Below are 16,809 nucleotides of genomic sequence, written 5' to 3'. Positions count from 1 at the left end.
AGGGAGACGGGTGACCCCCGTACCCCTCTGAGACGACTGACGAGGGGATTCTGGCAGCTACCGAAGCCAGCCCACTCGCGCTCGTTCGCCGAAGGTTTACTTCCGCTCCCGATGACTACAGGGGTCGCTGTGGCTGTCACGCCCGCTTCTGCTTCCGTCTCCGTCGAGAAGCTCGATCTCGATCCCGCCTTCGCGCTGCACCGCGGCGGAAAGCTCGAGATCCGCTCCACCGTTCCCGTCCGCGACGCGGACGACCTCTCGCTCGCCTACACGCCCGGCGTCGCCCGGGTCTGCACCGCCATCGCCGACACGCCCGCGCTGGCCAACGACTACACCTGGGTCTCCAACGTGGTCGCCGTCGTCTCCGACGGCACCGCGGTGCTCGGCCTGGGCGACATCGGCCCCTCGGCCGCCATGCCGGTCATGGAGGGCAAGGCGCTGCTGTTCAAGCAGTTCGCGAACGTCGACGCCGTCCCGATCTGCCTCGACTGCACCGACGTCGACGCCCTCGTCGAGACCGTCGTGCGCCTCGCGCCGTCGTTCGGCGGCATCAACCTGGAGGACATCAGCGCCCCGCGCTGCTTCGAGGTCGAAGACCGGCTCCGCGAGCTGCTCGACATCCCCGTCTTCCACGACGACCAGCACGGCACCGCCATCGTGGCGCTCGCCGCGCTCAAGAACGCCGCCCGCCTGACCGGGCGCTCGCTCGGCGACCTGCGGGCCGTCGTGGCCGGCGCGGGCGCGTCCGGCGTCGCGGTCTCCCGCATCCTCCTGGAGGCGGGCATCGGCGACATCGCGGTCGCCGACTCCAAGGGCATGATCTACGAGGGCCGCGAGGGGCTCAACCCCGTCAAGGAGGCCCTCGCCCGCGACACCAACCGCGCCGGCCACACCGGCTCGACGGAGGACGCGCTGGCGGGCGCCGACGTGTTCGTCGGGCTGTCCGGATCGACCGTGTCCGAGGCGGCCATCGCCTCCATGGCGCCCGACGCCATCGTCTTCGCCCTGTCCAACCCCACCCCCGAGGTCCACCCCGAGGCGGCCGCCAGGCACGCCAAGGTCGTGGCCACCGGCCGCTCCGACTTCCCCAACCAGATCAACAACGTGCTGGCGTTCCCCGGCGTGTTCAGGGGCGCCCTGGACGTGCGCGCGTCCGCCATCACCGAGAACATGAAGGTGGCCGCGGCCGACGCGCTGGCCGGGGTCGTCGGCGACGACCTCTCGCCGACGTACATCATCCCGAGCCCGTTCGACGAGCGCGTCGCGCCCGCCGTGACCGCCGCGGTCGCGGCCCAGGCCCGTGTGGACGGCGTCGCCCGCAGCTGACCTCCTCGTACGTACGGGGGCCTCCATGGATCAGGGAGGCCCCCGTTTCTCATGGAGTTGGGGGTCTCTTTGAGAACCGGCCTGAAACCTTTACTCAAGGTGCTATAACAGTAGCTCTCTGTAAGGTGTGGGCGCCCACTCCTGTGATGAGGAGAGCGATGGAACGCGAGCCGAACCGACCGCTACAGCAGCTCATCGCGGAAGCGGGCTTCTCCCACAAGGGACTGGCCAGGTGCCTGAACGATTGGGGAGCCGCCCGTGGCACTCCGGGCCTCAAATACGACCACAGCTCAGTGTTGCGCTGGATCGGTGGTCAGAGGCCACGTGACCCGGTGCCCTGCCTGCTCGCGGAGATCTTCGCGATGCGGCTGGGCCGACCGGTTACCTCGGAAGAGCTGGGCATGCCGGCGATCCTCACACCCCTCGATCTCGGGCAGGAGTTCACGCACACGTGGCAGGAGGGGGTCGCGACCGTGACGGCGCTTTGGCGGGCCGACGTGGAGAGACGGAGGTTCCTGATCGACTCGACGTTCGCGATAGGGGCGGGCTCCGTGGGAGCCGTCCGCTGGCTGACGTCCCCTCCTGGGGGACACCTGAGCGGCACGGGCGCGCGGCGGGTGGGCCGCGCGGACATCGCCGCCATCCATGAGGTCACCCGATCGTTCGGGGAGCTCGACAACCGCTTCGGGAGCGGGCGGGTCCGCTCGTCCGTGATCAAATACCTGGACACCGCCGTCTCGCCGCTGCTCAAGGACGGCCAGTACGGCGAGTCCACCGGCCGCCGGCTGGCCGCCGCGGCCGCCGAGCTGACCCGCCTGGCCGGCTGGATGGCCTACGACATGGAGCAGCACGGTCTCGCCCAGCGCTACCTCATCCAGGCGCTGCGCCTGGCCAGGAGCGCCGACGACCACACCCTGGGCGGCGAGATCCTGGCCGGCATGGCACACCAGGCCATCTACATGGGCCAGCACTCCCATGCCCTCGACCTGGCCAGGGCCGGCCAGATGGCGGCCCGGCGCGCCGGCGTGCACACGCTCCTGGCCTCCGCGCACGTGTTGGAGGCCCACGCCCACGCGGGCCTGGGCCACGCCCGGTCCTGCGGGGCCGCCCTGCACGAGGCGGAGCGCGCCTTCGACGCCCGCAGGCCCGCCGACGAGCCCACGTGGCTCAGCTACTTCGACGAGGCCTATCTGTCGGCCAAGTTCGCCCACTGCTTCCGTGACCTGGGGGAGGGGGAGCGGGTCGTGAGCCAGGCCCGGCGCTCGCTCGACATGGACTCCCGCTACGTCCGCGGGCGGATGTTCAACCTGTCGCTGCTGGCCGCCGGGTTGCTGCAGTGCGGGGAGCTGGAGGAGGCGTGCACGACCGCGGGCACCGCTTTCATGCTGGCGGGGGAGCTGCAGTCGGCCCGGTCGCGGTCGTACGCGGCCGATCTGCGGCGGCGGTTGGAGCCGTACAGGAACGAGCGGGCGGTGCTGGCGCTGCGCGAGCGGACGCGCGAGCTCACGCCGGTGTGACGTGAAAAGGCCCGGGTGCGCTCGTGTCGAGCGCGCCCGGGCCTTTCGTGTTCTCGCTTACTGGAGGAGCTCGCCGTTCGGGCCGACGATCTTCTTGGTCTCCGCGTAGTTGGCCTTGTTGTAGACGTCGGCCACCTCACCGTCGAAGATCGCCGAGCTGATGTAGTCGATCCGGCCGTTGCCGTCGTTGTCGTGGAACAGGCTGGTCACGCCGTTGACGTAGCCGGTGCGCTTGTTGTTGTCGTACTTGATGAGCCACGGGCCACCGTCGGCGCCGGGGGTCATGGAGCACTTGAGCAGCTGGTGCGTCTCGACCCTGAACGTGTTGACCTGGTAGCTCTTGGTGGCGGTCTTGCCGGAGCACCACTTCGGCGTCACACCGGTGAAGGGGCGGTCGCCGTCGGGGTGGGGGGCGGAGGGGTAGCCGAACGCGGTCACCGTCTGGCCGAGCGGCTGGTTCCAGGCCACACCCTGCCCGCCGACCACGTCACCGAGCCGGCCCATGTCCTTGGCGATCCCGATGATGTAGTGGGCCTCGTAGTACTTACGCGACGTGCCGGGCTTGACCCACTTCTGCGTGTAGTAGTGGGTGATGGTGTAGTTGCCGAGCTTGTCGGTGCCCTTGGTGCCGGGGCCCTTGTAGGCGTCCTGCTGAGGCTTGGTGACCTGCTCCACGATGGGCTCGCCGAACTTGAAGCCCTGGCCCTTGCCGACCTTGGCCGCGTCGTACGCGGACTTGCTGACCTCGAGCTTCTCCAGGACGGCGCCGGCGTAGTCGGGGCCTACGAGGTCGCTGGGCTTGGCCTCGCCCTCCGACCAGCAGTCGCCGAGGGTGAGCTGGCACTTGAGGAACTCTACGGAGCTGATCTCGCGCGGCTTGACCCACTTGTCACCGGCCCACGCCTTGAACTGGTCGCGCGAGACCTCCTTCTCGCCCGCCAGCCCGAAGCCGTTGTGCACCGCCACGAAGGCGAAGTCGCCGTCGTAGTCGTCGTAGGTGTCCAGGTCGTACGCGGTGAAGGCGTAGGCGCCCACGTAGACGCCGAAGGGAGCCTTGCCCTGGTAGTAGCCGGGCACGAAGATCCACTTGTCGTAGACGTCATCCTTGCCGTTCGCGAAGACGCAGTGGCCCGCGGTGGCGACCAGGTTGCGGTTCCTGGACTGGATGGACGTCGCCGAGCACCAGCGGTACTGGCCGGACTTGTCGAGGAAGAAGACCTTGCCGATGGTCTTGGGCAGGTTGACGTTCTTTGACACGGTCGGCTTGGTGGCGCTGGTCGGGCCGGTCATGCCCGGCTTGCCGTTAGAGGCGCTGTTGCCGCCTGACGACACCAGCTTGGAGACTTTCTTGGCATCCAGGTTGTACTGGGTGGCCTTGCGCAGGGCGGCTCCGTTGGAGTCGAGCCAGAAATAGGCGGCGCCGTACGCGTCGGCGGGCTTGGGTACGAGATTGTCGGTGGCCCAGCTCGGTGCGGCGGTGGCTGGGACGGCGAGGGCGGCGGCGCTCAGGCAGGCGGCGGCTAGGGGGACGAGCAGGCGCTTCACGGGAGGCTCCACAGTTGTCAAAAAGGGTGTAAAGACACTATCGACCCTTTAGTCACTCTGGTAAGGGTGGTTGCCAGATTTCTCGGCAAAAAGGCCGAAGGGCCCGGCAGATGCCGAGCCCTTCGGTATTGCTAAAGAACGACGAACAAGTCTTCGTTCCGATCCGCAGCGAACTACGGGATGAGCTTGCCGCTCCACGACTTGTAAGCAGCGTCGTAGACGACCTTGGTCTCACCGTCGAAGTAAGCCGAGGTGATCGTGTCGTAGCGCTTGTTGCCGTCGGTGTCCGCGATGAGGCTGGTGACACCGTTGACGTAGCCGAGACGCTTGGCGTTGCTGTACTTGTACAGCCAGGGGCCACCGTCGTAGCCGGCGGTCACGGTGCACTTCAGGGACTGCTGCTCCTCGACCTTCTTGGACGGGATCAGCAGAGCCTTCTTGGCGGTCTTGCCGTAGCACCACTTCGGCGTCACACCGGTGAACGGCTTGTTGCCGTCCAGGTGCGGGCCGTAGGGGTAGCCGAAGGTGCGGACGTACTTGCCGGACGGCTGGTTCCACGCGAAGCCCTGGCCACCGACGTTGTCGCCGAGGCGACCAACGCTCTTGACCTCGTGGACGACCGTGTAAGGCTCGAGACGGACGTAGCGAGCAACCTTACCCTGCTTGTACCACTTCTGAATGTAGTAGTGCGTGAGGGTGGAGTTGCCCTTCTCGTCCAGCTTCACCTCAGCCGGGAACTTGCCAGGGTTCGCCTTCTTGTCCTGGAAGTACTTGAAGGCCTCCTGGTAGGTCACGTTCTCGACGATGGGCTCGCCGAACTTGTAACCCTGGCCCTTGCCGACCGCAGCAGCGTCGTAGATGCCCTTGCTGACCTCGAAGCGGTCAACCACCGCGCCGGGGTAGTCCGGGCCGGAGGCCTCGTCGGCCTTGCCCGGGTCCACGTCGTAGTACTCGGTGGTCTTCGGGTCGAGCTTGCCCTTCTTGTACTCGTCCTCGGTGACCGTGACGTCCTTGACGAACTTCTCGCCCTGGTACGCCTTGTAGGTGTTCCAGTCGACCAGCTTCGGCTTGTTCAGCGAACCGCCGATGCCGTCGTAGACGGTGACGAACGCGTAGTCGCGGTCGAAGTCCTCGTACACGTCGAAGTCGTAGTGGGTGAAGGCCTGCTTACCCACGTAGACACCGAAGGGAGCCTTGCCCTGGTAGTAACCGGGGACGAACACCCAGCGGGACACGACCTCGTCGTTGGCCGCAATGTCGTACACGCAGTGACCGGCCGTGGCGACCAGGTTGCGGTACTGCGACTGGATCGAGGTGCCGGAGCACCAGTAGAGCTTGCCGTCGCGGCCCTCGAAGAAAACCTTGCCGATGGTCTTCGGCAGGTTCACGTTCTGAACCTTGACGGTGGCCTTCTTCTCCTCGCCGATAGGAGCGGTGGAGCCCGGCTTGGTGTCCGCGCTATAGCCGCCACCGGAGGAGATCTTCTGAACCTCGAGCGCGTCGGGGTTGAAGGCCACGGCGCCCTTGAGCGCCGCGTTGTTGGACTTGGTCCAGAAGTCCAGGGTCTCGGCCGCCTTCTGCTGGCTCGCCAGCACGTCGGTCGAGATGGTGTCGTCAGCCTGAGCCGTGGTGGCCAGGCCGGCGGCCAGGAGGCCAGTGGCCAGAATGGCGCCACCGGCGGGGAGGAGGATGCGCTTCACGGTAACTCCTTGCGCTGTCGTGGAACGCCTCTTGCGTCCCATGCGTCAGTAAAGGGATAGCCAGGAACATACAGTGTGGATCTTGCTCGCGGGTAGCCGCTTTGACAGGAAAAGAGGCGACAAGCCGGGCGTGACCGTTCTGTGATGTTTAAACGGCTGATGCGCAGGAGTTGAGGAAGGTTGGCCTCGGGACCGTTTGCCCTGATCAACATAAGGAAGCTGTCAGTGCGATCCGTGGGGCCCGAGAGCCTTTATGATCATGGTCGAGAATGCGGTGTGATGCAGATCACATCGGGTTGATGGCACCGTCTGGGCGTGCCGTGCGTCCAAACGCCCTTCACTTTTGGCGGGAACGCCGAAGGGCCCGGCGGGATGCCGGGCCCTTCGTGGGAACGTATATACGAACGGTCTAAGACCGGTCGCTATCCGTTACCTTAGACAAGCTTGCCGGACCACGAGGCCGCGGCGGCCTTGTAGACGGTGTTGGTCTCGCCGTCGAAGTACGGCGACGAGATGTAGTCCACGCGGCCGTTGCCGTCCTGGTCGTTGAAGGTGCTCACGACACCGTTCACGTAACCGAGACGCTTGCTGTTGCTGTACTTGTACAGCCACGGGCCACCGTCGGCGCCCTCGGTGAAGGCGCACTTGAGGGCCACGTGCTCCTCGATCTTCTTGGCAGCCGAACCGACCAGCTTCTTCGTGGTCTTGCCGTAGCACCACTTCGGAGTCACGCCGGTGTAGTTCTTGTTGCCGTCGGGGTGAGGAGCGGCCGGGTAGCCGAACACGCGGACGTACTTGCCGGTGGGCTGGTTCCAGGCGAAGCCCTGGCCGCCGACCACGTCACCGAGCCGGCCCGCGTCCTTGGCGAAGCCCTCGACGATGTAGAAGACGGTCTTGTAGAACTTCGTCTCCGAACCGGCCCGGTACCACTGCTGGACGTAGTAGTGCGTGATCGTCCAGTTGCCGCGGGCGTCCTTGACGACCTTGGCCGGGTACTTCGCCGCGTCCTTCTTCTGGTTCTCCTGGTAGGCGGCGGCCTCGCTGTCCGTCACGATCTCCGTGACGGGCTCACCGAACTTGAAGCCGTTGCCCTTGCCGACCTTGGCCGCCTTGTAGGCGTCCTCGGCGACCTCGACCTTGCCGACCACGGCACCCGGGTAGTCGGGACCGGTCGCCTCAGGCGCCGTGCCCCTCTTCACCCAGTACGCCTCGGTCGAGGTGGGGTCGAGCTTGCCCTTGCGGAACTCCGCGCGGCTGATCTCGACGTCCTTGGCGTCCTTGATGCCGGTGTACTTGTCCCAGTCGGCCTTGGAGACCTGCTTGGGAGTGCCGCCACCGAGCTGGACACCGTTGTACACGGTCACGAACGCGTAGTCGCGGTCGTAGTCCTCGTACACGTCGAAGTCGTAGTGGGTGAAGGCCTGCTTACCCACGTAGATGCCGAACGGCGTCTTGCCCTGGTAGTAACCGGGGACGAAGACCCACTTGGACATGACGTCCGAGTTGGTCGCCGTGTCGTACACGCAGTGACCGGCCGTGGCGACCAGGTTGCGGTACTTGGACTGGATCGAAGTGGCCGAGCACCACTTCTTCTCGCCCTTGCTGTTGACGAAGAACACCTTGCCGATGGTCTTCGGCATGTTGACGTTCTGGACCTTGACGGTCGTCTTCTTTTCCTGGCCGATCGGCGCCGTGGAACCGGGCTTGGTGTCGGCGCTGTAGCCGCCCTTGCTCTGCAGCTTGGCAACGTCGCTCTTGTCCCAGACGTTCGACTCCTTGGCGGCCCGGAGGGCGGCGCCGTTGTTGTCGGCCCAGAACTCGGCAATGGCCTTGGCGTTCGCCGCACTCGTCGCCATCGGGTCGGACGCGACGTCGCTGTTGGCCTGAGCGGTGCCGGCCAGGCCGGCAGCCAGAAGGCCGGTAGCCACGATGGCACCACCGGCGGGGAGGAGGATGCGCTTCAAGGGAACTGCTCCTTGCTCTGTCGTGGGTCGCAACTTGCGTCCCATGCGTCAGTAAAGGGATAGCAAGGAACATAGCGTGGTGATCTCCGCAGGTGGAACCCGCTTTGGGTGATCCGGTAGCCACCCTTACCGCCGTTACCGTCCCGTTATCTGTCAGAGATCTTTGCGCGCGGTGATTGGATAGTTACGTTTTCGCAGGGTAAAGAGGGGTTAAAGCTGATGGGACCCCAGTGCCGTTAGTGGCTCGCAACTGACTGTAGCCAGCAAAACGTGACCCAGATCACAGGAACCGGATTGACGCCTTATCCGTCTAACTCGGTCCAATCCTCACAGGAGATCTTCAGGTTGGGGCTGTGGAGGGTTCGAGGGGTGCCATCGGGCCCCTGTTGATAGGCCCGCCCGCCCCAAAAAAGAGGCCGTCCTCGCCGGGAGGAGGGGCGGCGAGGACGGCTGTTGAGCGCCAGGCGTGGAAGGTCGTAGGGGGAGACCCATGGCCTGGCCTATCTGGACTGGGGCGCCCGGGGGTGCCTCAGTGTGCTGTGTCGGCGGGCGAGGAGGCGGTTGAGAAGCGCCTCGGCCGCCGGAGGAAGGCGAGTCGGTCGTGCGGGCGGCCGGCTGGGCCGGGTCCGGATGCTCGTCTCGTCGTCAAGTAGGTGTGGCAGGGGCTAGGCGCCCTTCCGGCTGACGACTGCCGCCAGGTGGGTGTGCAGGCTCAGCAGCACCGGGTCGCGTTCGAGGGCTTCCTGGCGCGGGTGCCGGGCGATCCGGGCCGCGGGGCGGCCGCCGGCCATCGGGGCGTCTTCGGCGGTCTCGATCGCGGTGAGCAGGTGTCGCCAGGTGCCGTCGGCCGTCCAGTGGCGGTGGTGGCGGTAGGCGGTCACCCAGCAGCCGAACCGGCCGGGCAGGTGGCGCCAGCGCAGTCCGGTCCTGGCCTGGTAGAGCACCCCGTTGATCATCATCCGGTGCTCGTCCCACCGGTCCCCGAGTGCGTGGCCGGGGGGTAGCAGCGACGTCAGCCGTGCCCACTCGGCGTTCGTCAGATCGCCACGATGCATGAGCCCATCGTGACAAGGTAAACACTCTGTGTCAGCAAATCCAAGAAAGATCTGCGGAGATCGGGGAGAAGCCCCGTACAAAAGGTGCGGCGAGGGCCCCGGGATGCCGAGACCCTCGCCTTTCCCCTGGAAGGGCTTACTTGTACAGCTCGCCGTTCGGGCCGACGATCTTGCCGGACCAGACGTTCTTGGCCGCGTTGTAGACCGCCGCCGTCTCACCGTCGAAGTACGGCGAGGTGATGTAGTCGACGCGGTCGTTGCCGTCCTGGTCGGCGAACGTGCTGGTCGTGCCGTTCACGTAGCCCAGGCGCTTGCCGTTGTTGTAGTTCAGGAGCCAGGGGCCGCCGTCGTAACCGGGGGTCACGGCGCACTTGAGGCCGATGTGCTCCTCGATCTTGAGCCACGGGGCGCCGACCGCCTTGGCGGTGGTCGTGCCGTAGCAGTTCTTCGGCGTGACGCCGCTGTACACCTTGTTGCCGTCCGGGTGCGGAGCGGCCGGGTAACCGAAGGCGCGGACCGGCTTGCCGGTGGGCTGGTTCCAGGCGAAGCCCTGGCCGCCGACGTTGTCGCCGAGGCGACCGGCGTCCTTCGACAGCAGGATGTAGTAGTGGCCGCCCCACGAGCGCTTCGGGCCGGTGAAGCTCTGGTAGTCCTTGCGGTCCACCTGCTTCACGCCGTTGAACTGGATGCCGTTGTAGACGGTGACGAACGCGTAGTCGCGGTCGTAGTCCTCGTACGTGTCGAAGTCGTAGTGGGTGAAGGCCGTCTTGCCCACGTAGATGCCGAACGGCGCCTTGCCCTCGTAGTAGCCGGGGACGAAGACCCAGTTGTCGACGAGCGCCTTGTCGCTGTCCGTGTCGTACACGCAGTGACCGGCCGTGGAGACCAGGTTGCGGTAGTTCGACTGGATGGAGGTCGCGGAGCACCAGCGGAACTTGCCGGAGCCGTCGACAAAGAAGACCTTGCCGATGGTCTTGGGGATGTTCACGTTCTGGGCCTTGCCGACGGACTTCGTCTCGCCGGTCGGCGCCGTGGTGCCGGGCTTGCCGTCGGGGCTGTAGCCGCCCTTGGAGACGACCTTGCGGACTTCTTTCGCGTCCCAGGTGTACTGGGTGGCCTGGCGGAGCGCGGCGCCGTTGGAGGCGAGCCAGAACGAGGCGACGGAGGAGGCCTGGGCGGTGTTGTTGGCCATCGGGTCGTTGGAGACATCGCCGTCGGCCTGGGCCGTACCGGTCAGACCTACGGCGAGCAGGCCGGTCGCGAGGACGGCGCCACCGGCGGGCAGAAGGATTCGCTTCAAGGTAACTCCAGGTTGCGCTGACATGAGGCGCCTCTTGCACCTCGATAACTCAGCAAACGGACAGCCCGGAACTTACCGGTTTGACAATGGACATGTGAATTTCGGGTAGATCATGTCAACGTTCCAACAGGGCTCGTGACCTTGCCGAGACAGAGGAACCGCTGATCACCGGCAGTGACTGGACGGTTGCAGTGATTTACGTCACTTTTGACGGCGTGGTCTGCGCGGCGGCCCGTCGGTAGATCTCTCCGGTGGTGGTGTCGAAGTAGGGAGACGACACCGCGTCGTACGAGCCCTTCGCGTCCCTGTTCCAGGTCAGGCTGTTGACGCCGTTGAGATAGCCGTACCAGCGCTCCTTGTTGAAGCCGATCAGCCACGGGCCGCCGCTCGCGCCCGGGCTGAAGTCGCAGGACAGCAGCTGCACGCCCTTCTGCAGGTCGAGGCTGACGGCGGAGGTCCAGCGGGTGGGGCCTTCCTTGCACATCTCCAGGCGCTTGCCGTCGAACGGGCGGCTGCCGTCGGGCTGCGCGCCCGCCGGGTAGCCGAACGCGGCCACCGTGTACGTGGTCGGCTTCTTGTTCAGCTCGATGCCCTGGCCGCCGACGTTGTCCTGGAGCCGGCCCACGTCCTTCATGACGTAGCGGCCGTCCTTGGCCTCCCACTTGAAGCCGCGGTGCACGGTCACGAACGCGTAGTCGAAGTCGTAGTCGCCCTTGCCCGACCAGTCCTCGTGCATGCTGATCGAGGAGCCCACGTAGATGCCGTCGGGCGTCTCGCCGTTGGGGCCGGGGTTGGGGACGAAGATCCAGAAATCGGCCGCCTTGGCCTGTCGTGGGTCGTACGCGCAGTGCCCGGCCGTGGCGACGACGCTGCGGTTCTTGGCGGCGACCGCACTGGCGGAGCACCAGTACTCCCTGTCCCCGAACCGGAAGAAGACCTTGCCCATGGTCCTGGCGACCGAGGCCTTGCGCGGCAGCACGGGCGCCACGGCCTGTGCGGCGACGGCCTTCGAGACGGTGCTCGTGACCTGCGTGGCGGGGTTGGAGGCCTGCGCGGAGGCCGAGGGCGCCGGGGTGGCGGCCTGGGCGCCCGGCGTCGCGGGGCTGTAGCTGTCGGCCTGCTTGAGCTGGTCGGGCGTCCAGTAGTCGGCGACCCGCTTGACGTCCGCGGCGGTCTTGGCCAGCGAGACGGCGAAGACCCGGCTGTCGAGCGTGGCGTTCGCGATCCCCGTGAAGACAGGCGACAGCAGCAGCGCGCTGCTGAGCGCAGCCGCCACCAAGTGCCTGGCCCGGGGGATCATGAAATTGCCTTTCTTGGGGTCGTAACGGTGGATTTTTCCAGATGTACTGGTGGTATTGCAGCCAGGATAGAGATTCGTTACCTGATCAAGAGTGCACCGTGCACTATAAGGACACCGTCAGACAGATCTCTAAATGATCATTGTGAACGGTTGTTTCCGCAGGTCGGAGCGGGTGTAGGCGCTTGTTGAATTGCACTCATTCCGCGCCCGTACCAGTGACGCACGCCTCAGTGGAAGACCCCGGTTCCGAGCGGAACCGGGGCCCAGGGTGCCACCTCGATCAGCGGAAGTTGCCGGTCCAGCGGTTGGCGGCGGCCTTGTAGACCTTGTAGGTGTCGGTGTTGAAGTACGGGGACGAGATGTAGTCGTAGCGGTCGTTGGCGTCGGTGTCCCACGCGACGCTGTTGACCCCGACCAGGTAGCCGGTGCGCGACGCGCTCTTGTAGTTGTAGAGGAACGGCCCGCCGCTCGCGCCGGCGGTGAAGCCGCACTTGAAGCCGATGTGCTCCTGCAGGTTGTACTTCTTGGCCTCGGGCATCGGCCTGGTCTTGCCGTAGCAGTACTTCATCGTGCGGCCGGTGAACGGCTTGTCGCCGTCGGGGTGCTCGCCCGCCGGGTACCCGAACGAGAACACGTTCAGCTTCGTGCTCCTGTTCCAGGTGAAGCCCTGGCCGCCGACGTTGTCACCGAGGCGGCCGACGTTCTTGACCGTCCACTGCCACTTGCCGTTGACCTTCTCCCAGTTGACCTTGATGCCGTTGTAGACGTTGACGAACGCGTAGTCGAAGTCGTAGTCCTCCTTCACGACGAAGTCGTCGTGCGCGTTGAACGTCTTGGCGGCGTAAATGCCGTAGGGCGCCTTGCCCTCCCAGACATTGTTGCCGTCCCAGTACGACGGAATGAAGATCCAGTTGTCGTAGAAGGTGTTCTTGGCGGTGTCGTAAACGCAGTGGGCCGAGGTCGCCACGAGATTGCGGTACTTGCCCTGAACCGAGCTGGCCGAGCAGTACCGCCAGCTCCTCGGGTCACGCGGGTCGGCCTTGGGGAGCGTGAAGAACACGCGGCCGACCGTGTTGGGCAGATTGACTTGCTTGCTCTTCTTGGCCTTCGTCTTCTCCTCGCCGATCGGGGGGACGGATCCCGGAGGGCCGTCAGGTGCGTCGTTGCTGCCCTTGACGCCCTTGGAGGTCAGGTCGAGGCCGGCGTCGTAGTCGGTGGCCAGCTTGATCCGGTCGGGCGTCCAGAACTGGACCGCCTGCTCGGCGGGGGTGGCGGCGTTCCGGGAAACGACGTCGGAGGGTGCCTGGGCATTGGCCGGGGTGCTGCCGACCATGCCCGCGGCCAGCCCGACGGCCATCAGGCCGGCGAGCGGGAACGCGATGCGCCTTGCTCGGGAAAACATGGAGCTCCTCTCAGCTTTCGGCGGCCCAGAGCGGGGTACTGCGCCCCGGTGGGCCAGGAAAACGATCGAAACGTTAATGAATGGCGCAAGGGGGTGGCCATGAAACGACGCGAAAAAGCATGGCCCGGTTCCGTTCCGTTATAGAAATAGCGAAACCGCATGTATTCATAATTGGCATCTCCGCAGGTCGCGACGTCCGTTTTATGTCTTGCGCAACAGTGGTAACACGCATTATCAAATGCCACTTCTTATCAACCGAATCTTGTTCTGGTTAGATGGATTCATGGATCCTCGCACCCCCTGTCTCATCGGCATCGCACAACGCACCATCCGCGAGCAGCCCGGCCCCGAACCGCTCGATCTGTGGGAGGAGACGGCACGCGCGGCCGCCGCCGACGCCCGGCTCCCCGTCGAGCGGCTGGACTCGATCCAGATCGTCTACACCGACTCGTGGCAGTACGACTCGCCGGTCGGCCGCCTCGCCGAGCGCCTGGGTGCGACGCCGCGCCACCGCGCGTACTCCAAAGTCGGCGGTACGGCCCCGCAGCTGCTCATCGGCGATGCGGCGGCCAGGATCGCGGCGGGCGAGCTCGACTCCGCGCTGGTCACGGGGGCCGAGGCGCTGGCGACGCGCAGGGCGTACCGGCGGGCGGGCGAGCACGTCCGGTGGAGCCACCCCGCCGAGCCCAAGCCCCCGTACGGGTGGGAGCGCCCGCCGCACCCGTCCGCGCTGGCCCATGGGCTCTTCCTGCCGGTGCACACGTACGCGATCATGGAGACGGCGCGGCGGGCGGCGTTCGGGCTCACGATCGAGGAGGAGATGCGTGACCGGGGCCGGATGATGGCGCCGATGACCGAGGTGGCCGCCGCGAACCCCTACGCCTGGCGCCGGACCGCCCGCACCCCCGGCGAGCTCGCGAAGGGCGAGCGCTTCGTCGGCTGGCCGTACACCAGGGACACGGTGTCGGTGCTGGAGGTGGACCAGGCGGCGGCCGTCATCCTGGCCAGCTCGCGGCTGGCCGACCGGCTCGGGGTGCCGGCCGATGGGCGGATCTACCTGCGCGGGTGGGCGTACGGGGAGGACACCTGGGAGGTGGCCGCGCGGCCCGAGCTCGGCGCCTCCCGGGCCATCGCGCACGTGGCCGAGGCCGCTTTCCGCCGGTCCGGGCTCGGGCTCGGCGACATGCACGCGCTCGACGTCTACAGCTGTTTCGCGGTGGCGCTGCGGCAGGCGTGCGACGCGATCGGGCTCGATCCCCTGGACCGGCGCGGGCTCACGGTCACCGGCGGGCTGCCGTACGCGGGCGGGCCGGCCAGCGACTACGTCCTGCACTCCACGGCGACCATGGCGGGGCTGCTGCGGGCCCAGTCCGGGCACGGGCTGGTGAGCGGGGTGGGGATGCACCTGACCAAGCACACGTACGCGGTGTGGTCCAGCGAGCCCGGGGGCCGGTTGGGGAGCGCCGAGCCGGTGTTCGTGGCCGAGGAGGTGCCGCTGGTGGGGGCCTGCGCGGGGGAGGCGGTGGTGGCCGGGTACACGGTGGCGCACGGGCGCGACGGCGCCGCCGAGCGGGGCGTCCTCGTGGTGGACGTGCCGGGCCGGCGGGCTTACGCGGTGGTGGAGGAGGCAGGACTGCTGGCGGACGCGGAGTCGCGGGAGTTGGTGGGGCAGGCGGTGCGGGTGACGTCCGACGGGGAGGTCAACACGGCGGCCTGGTGACCCCGGCCGAAGGCGGGGTTGTGAATTCGTGACTTGCGCCGACGGCCGCCGCTCGACTGAACTGGATGAAAGGGCGCAGGCCCGCACTACTCGGCTGGGAACGTCGTGGCTGACAGGTTCGACGTCATCGAGGTGGGCGAGCGCGGTCGCCGCCGGTGGATCGGGCTGGTGGTGGTACTCGCGCTCCTGCTGATCCCTGTCGTCAGCCTGCTCGTCAGCCGTGATCCCGAGCCCGGGCCGCCGGCGGGGCCGACCTCCGAGCCGATCAGGTCGCTCACCAAGATCGACAGTGCCCCCAACGTCCTCACCGTCCGGCCCGCGGCCAAGGGCGGTGACGAGGTCATCGAGGTGGTGTTCCCGCACGGGGTGCGGGCCGAGGTGCGCTACCCGGCCGAGCTCGGTCTCGCGGAGATGGGATTACGGCCCTTCCAGGGGGTCTGGGTCGACGGGCAGTACCGGCAGTTCTCCGCCCCGTACAACGGTGAGTTCGAGGTGACCGCGGGCGGCCAGCCGATCAGGAACTACGCGCCCAACGTCACCCTCTGGCCCCGCCGGGCGGGCACCGGCTACTACGGGCAGGTGCTGCTGTTCGCGTTCGGACGGTGGCGGCTGGCGATGTACGACCGGGGGCAGGGGCTGACGTTCGAGCAGCGGATCGCCCTCGCGCGAGGACTGAGGGGCAGGGAGACGAAGGACGGCTACCTCGTGCTGTCGGCCAAGGCGCCCGTGCGGCCGGCCAGGCCCGGGGAGCTGGCGCAGGGGGAGCCGGCGGGGCCGCAGCTCTGGTTCGGCGGCGGCGCGGGGGAGATGGTCGCGCTCGTGCCCATGCCCGGTTGCGGGAAGAAGGCCGCCATGCCGAGGGTGATCGAGGGGCGCGGGCGGCCGGCCGAGTCGGTGTGCAAGGGTGACGTGCTGGTCGCCGTCACGGGGGCGCAGCCGTTCAGGAAGCGGGCCCTCGCGGGAATCCGGATCACGCTGAAGTAAGGTGCGGCCATGTTCGCCGTAACCGCCACACAGACCGACCCCGACAACCCACTCGCCGGGCTGACGCTCGGCGAGCACCCGGAGCCGAAGGTCCCGGACGGATGGACGACCGTCTCCGTGCGCGCGGCCGCGCTCAACCACCACGACCTGTGGACGCTCAAGGGCGTCGGCATCAGGCAGGACCGGCTGCCCATCGTGCTCGGCTGCGACGCCGCGGGCGTCGACGAGGACGGCAACGAGGTCATCGTGCACGCCGTGATCGGCACGGGAGCCGACGAGACGCTCGATCCCAAGCGAACGCTGCTGTCCGAGGTGCACGACGGCACGTTCGCCGAGCGCGTGGCCGTGCCGCGGCGCAACCTCGTGCCCAAGCCGGCCGGGCTCGGCTTCGAGCACGCCGCCTGCCTGCCCACGGCCTGGCTGACCGCGTACCGGATGTTGTTCGACAAGGCCGGGCTGGAGCCCGGCTCGACCGTGCTGGTGCAGGGCGCGGGCGGTGGCGTGGCCACCGCGCTGATCGCGCTCGGCCGGGCCGGCGGCTATCGGGTATGGGCGACCAGCCGCTCCGAGGACAAGCGCGCGCGTGCCCTCGAACTCGGCGCCGACCAGGTGTTCGAGCCGGGCGCGCGGCTGCCCGAGCGGGTCGACGCGGTCATGGAGACCGTCGGCCAGGCCACCTGGGACCACTCGCTCAAGTCGCTCAGGCCCGGCGGGCGCATCGTCGTCAGCGGCGCCACCAGCGGCGCGGTCCCGCCCGCCGACCTGAACCGGGTCTTCTTCCTGCAGCTGTCGGTCGTCGGCTCCACGATGGGCACGCGGGAACAGCTCCGCCGGCTGGCGGTCTTCATGGAGCAGACCGGCGTGCGGCCCGTCGTCGACAGGGTGCTGCCGCTGGCGCAGGCGCGGGACGGGTTCGCCGCCATGGCCGAAGGGGAGATCTTCGGAAAGATCGTCTTTACCGTGGAATAAGTAAAGGGTTACTTCCCGGCGTTCCGG

12 protein-coding genes are annotated in these 16,809 nt (G+C 67.3%); 5 read left to right on the top strand and 7 right to left on the bottom strand.

Annotated elements, in window-relative coordinates; translation table 11 throughout:
* The first annotated feature begins 129 nt into the window (after positions 1-129).
* Together ABZS69_RS49330 and ABZS69_RS49325 are read left to right on the top strand one after the other, a co-directional pair.
* Positions 130-1,326: an NADP-dependent malic enzyme gene (locus ABZS69_RS49330; RefSeq protein WP_355386478.1), complete on the top strand. Its 1,197-nt coding sequence runs from the start codon at positions 130-132 to the stop codon at positions 1,324-1,326.
* A gap of 401 nt (positions 1,327-1,727) precedes the next feature.
* A complete protein-coding gene (locus ABZS69_RS49325) occupies positions 1,728-2,843 on the top strand; it encodes a hypothetical protein (RefSeq protein ID WP_355386475.1) in 1,116 nt (371 codons plus the stop codon).
* Positions 2,844-2,900: 57 nt separating this feature from the next.
* Here the strand turns inward: ABZS69_RS49325 and ABZS69_RS49320 are convergent, their stop codons facing one another.
* From ABZS69_RS49320 to ABZS69_RS49290, 7 genes are all read right to left on the bottom strand, one after another.
* Positions 2,901-4,388 (bottom strand): hypothetical protein, encoded by a 1,488-nt coding sequence (locus ABZS69_RS49320; protein WP_355386472.1) that lies wholly within the window; start codon positions 4,386-4,388, stop codon positions 2,901-2,903.
* Between the two features lie 173 nt (positions 4,389-4,561).
* Positions 4,562-6,088 carry a hypothetical protein gene (locus tag ABZS69_RS49315; protein ID WP_355386469.1) on the bottom strand — a complete coding sequence of 509 codons (1,527 nt, stop codon included), beginning with the start codon at positions 6,086-6,088 and terminating at the stop codon, positions 4,562-4,564.
* Between the two features lie 434 nt (positions 6,089-6,522).
* Positions 6,523-8,052 (bottom strand): hypothetical protein, encoded by a 1,530-nt coding sequence (locus ABZS69_RS49310; protein ID WP_355386466.1) that lies wholly within the window; start codon positions 8,050-8,052, stop codon positions 6,523-6,525.
* A gap of 665 nt (positions 8,053-8,717) precedes the next feature.
* The gene (locus ABZS69_RS49305; protein WP_355386463.1) at positions 8,718-9,107 is read right to left on the bottom strand and encodes a transposase; all 390 of its coding nucleotides are present in this window, start codon (positions 9,105-9,107) and stop codon (positions 8,718-8,720) included.
* 136 nt (positions 9,108-9,243) lie between these two features.
* Entirely contained in the window at positions 9,244-10,407 is a 1,164-nt protein-coding gene (locus ABZS69_RS49300; protein ID WP_355386460.1) for a hypothetical protein, read from the bottom strand.
* 196 nt (positions 10,408-10,603) lie between these two features.
* Positions 10,604-11,707 carry a trypsin-like serine protease gene (locus tag ABZS69_RS49295; RefSeq protein WP_355386457.1) on the bottom strand — a complete coding sequence of 368 codons (1,104 nt, stop codon included), beginning with the start codon at positions 11,705-11,707 and terminating at the stop codon, positions 10,604-10,606.
* 280 nt (positions 11,708-11,987) lie between these two features.
* Complete coding sequence (locus ABZS69_RS49290; protein WP_355386454.1) at positions 11,988-13,109, bottom strand: serine protease; 1,122 nt, start codon at positions 13,107-13,109, stop codon at positions 11,988-11,990.
* A gap of 283 nt (positions 13,110-13,392) precedes the next feature.
* Between ABZS69_RS49290 and ABZS69_RS49285 the strand changes: the two genes are divergently transcribed.
* The 3 genes from ABZS69_RS49285 (at position 13,393) to ABZS69_RS49275 (ending at position 16,782) form a co-directional block, all read left to right on the top strand.
* Entirely contained in the window at positions 13,393-14,829 is a 1,437-nt protein-coding gene (locus ABZS69_RS49285; RefSeq protein ID WP_355386451.1) for an acetyl-CoA synthetase, read from the top strand.
* A 105-nt stretch (positions 14,830-14,934) separates the two neighbouring features.
* Positions 14,935-15,813 carry a hypothetical protein gene (locus tag ABZS69_RS49280; RefSeq protein WP_355386448.1) on the top strand — a complete coding sequence of 293 codons (879 nt, stop codon included), beginning with the start codon at positions 14,935-14,937 and terminating at the stop codon, positions 15,811-15,813.
* A gap of 9 nt (positions 15,814-15,822) precedes the next feature.
* Complete coding sequence (locus tag ABZS69_RS49275; RefSeq protein ID WP_355386445.1) at positions 15,823-16,782, top strand: zinc-binding dehydrogenase; 960 nt, start codon at positions 15,823-15,825, stop codon at positions 16,780-16,782.
* Positions 16,783-16,809 lie beyond the last annotated feature (27 nt).

The organism is Nonomuraea sp. NPDC005650 (genome assembly GCF_040605375.1).
In the GTDB taxonomy this organism is placed as follows: Bacteria; Actinomycetota; Actinomycetes; order Streptosporangiales; family Streptosporangiaceae; genus Nonomuraea.
Note: the sequence above shows the minus strand (reverse complement) of the source record. Positions and strands in the feature narration are given on the sequence as shown.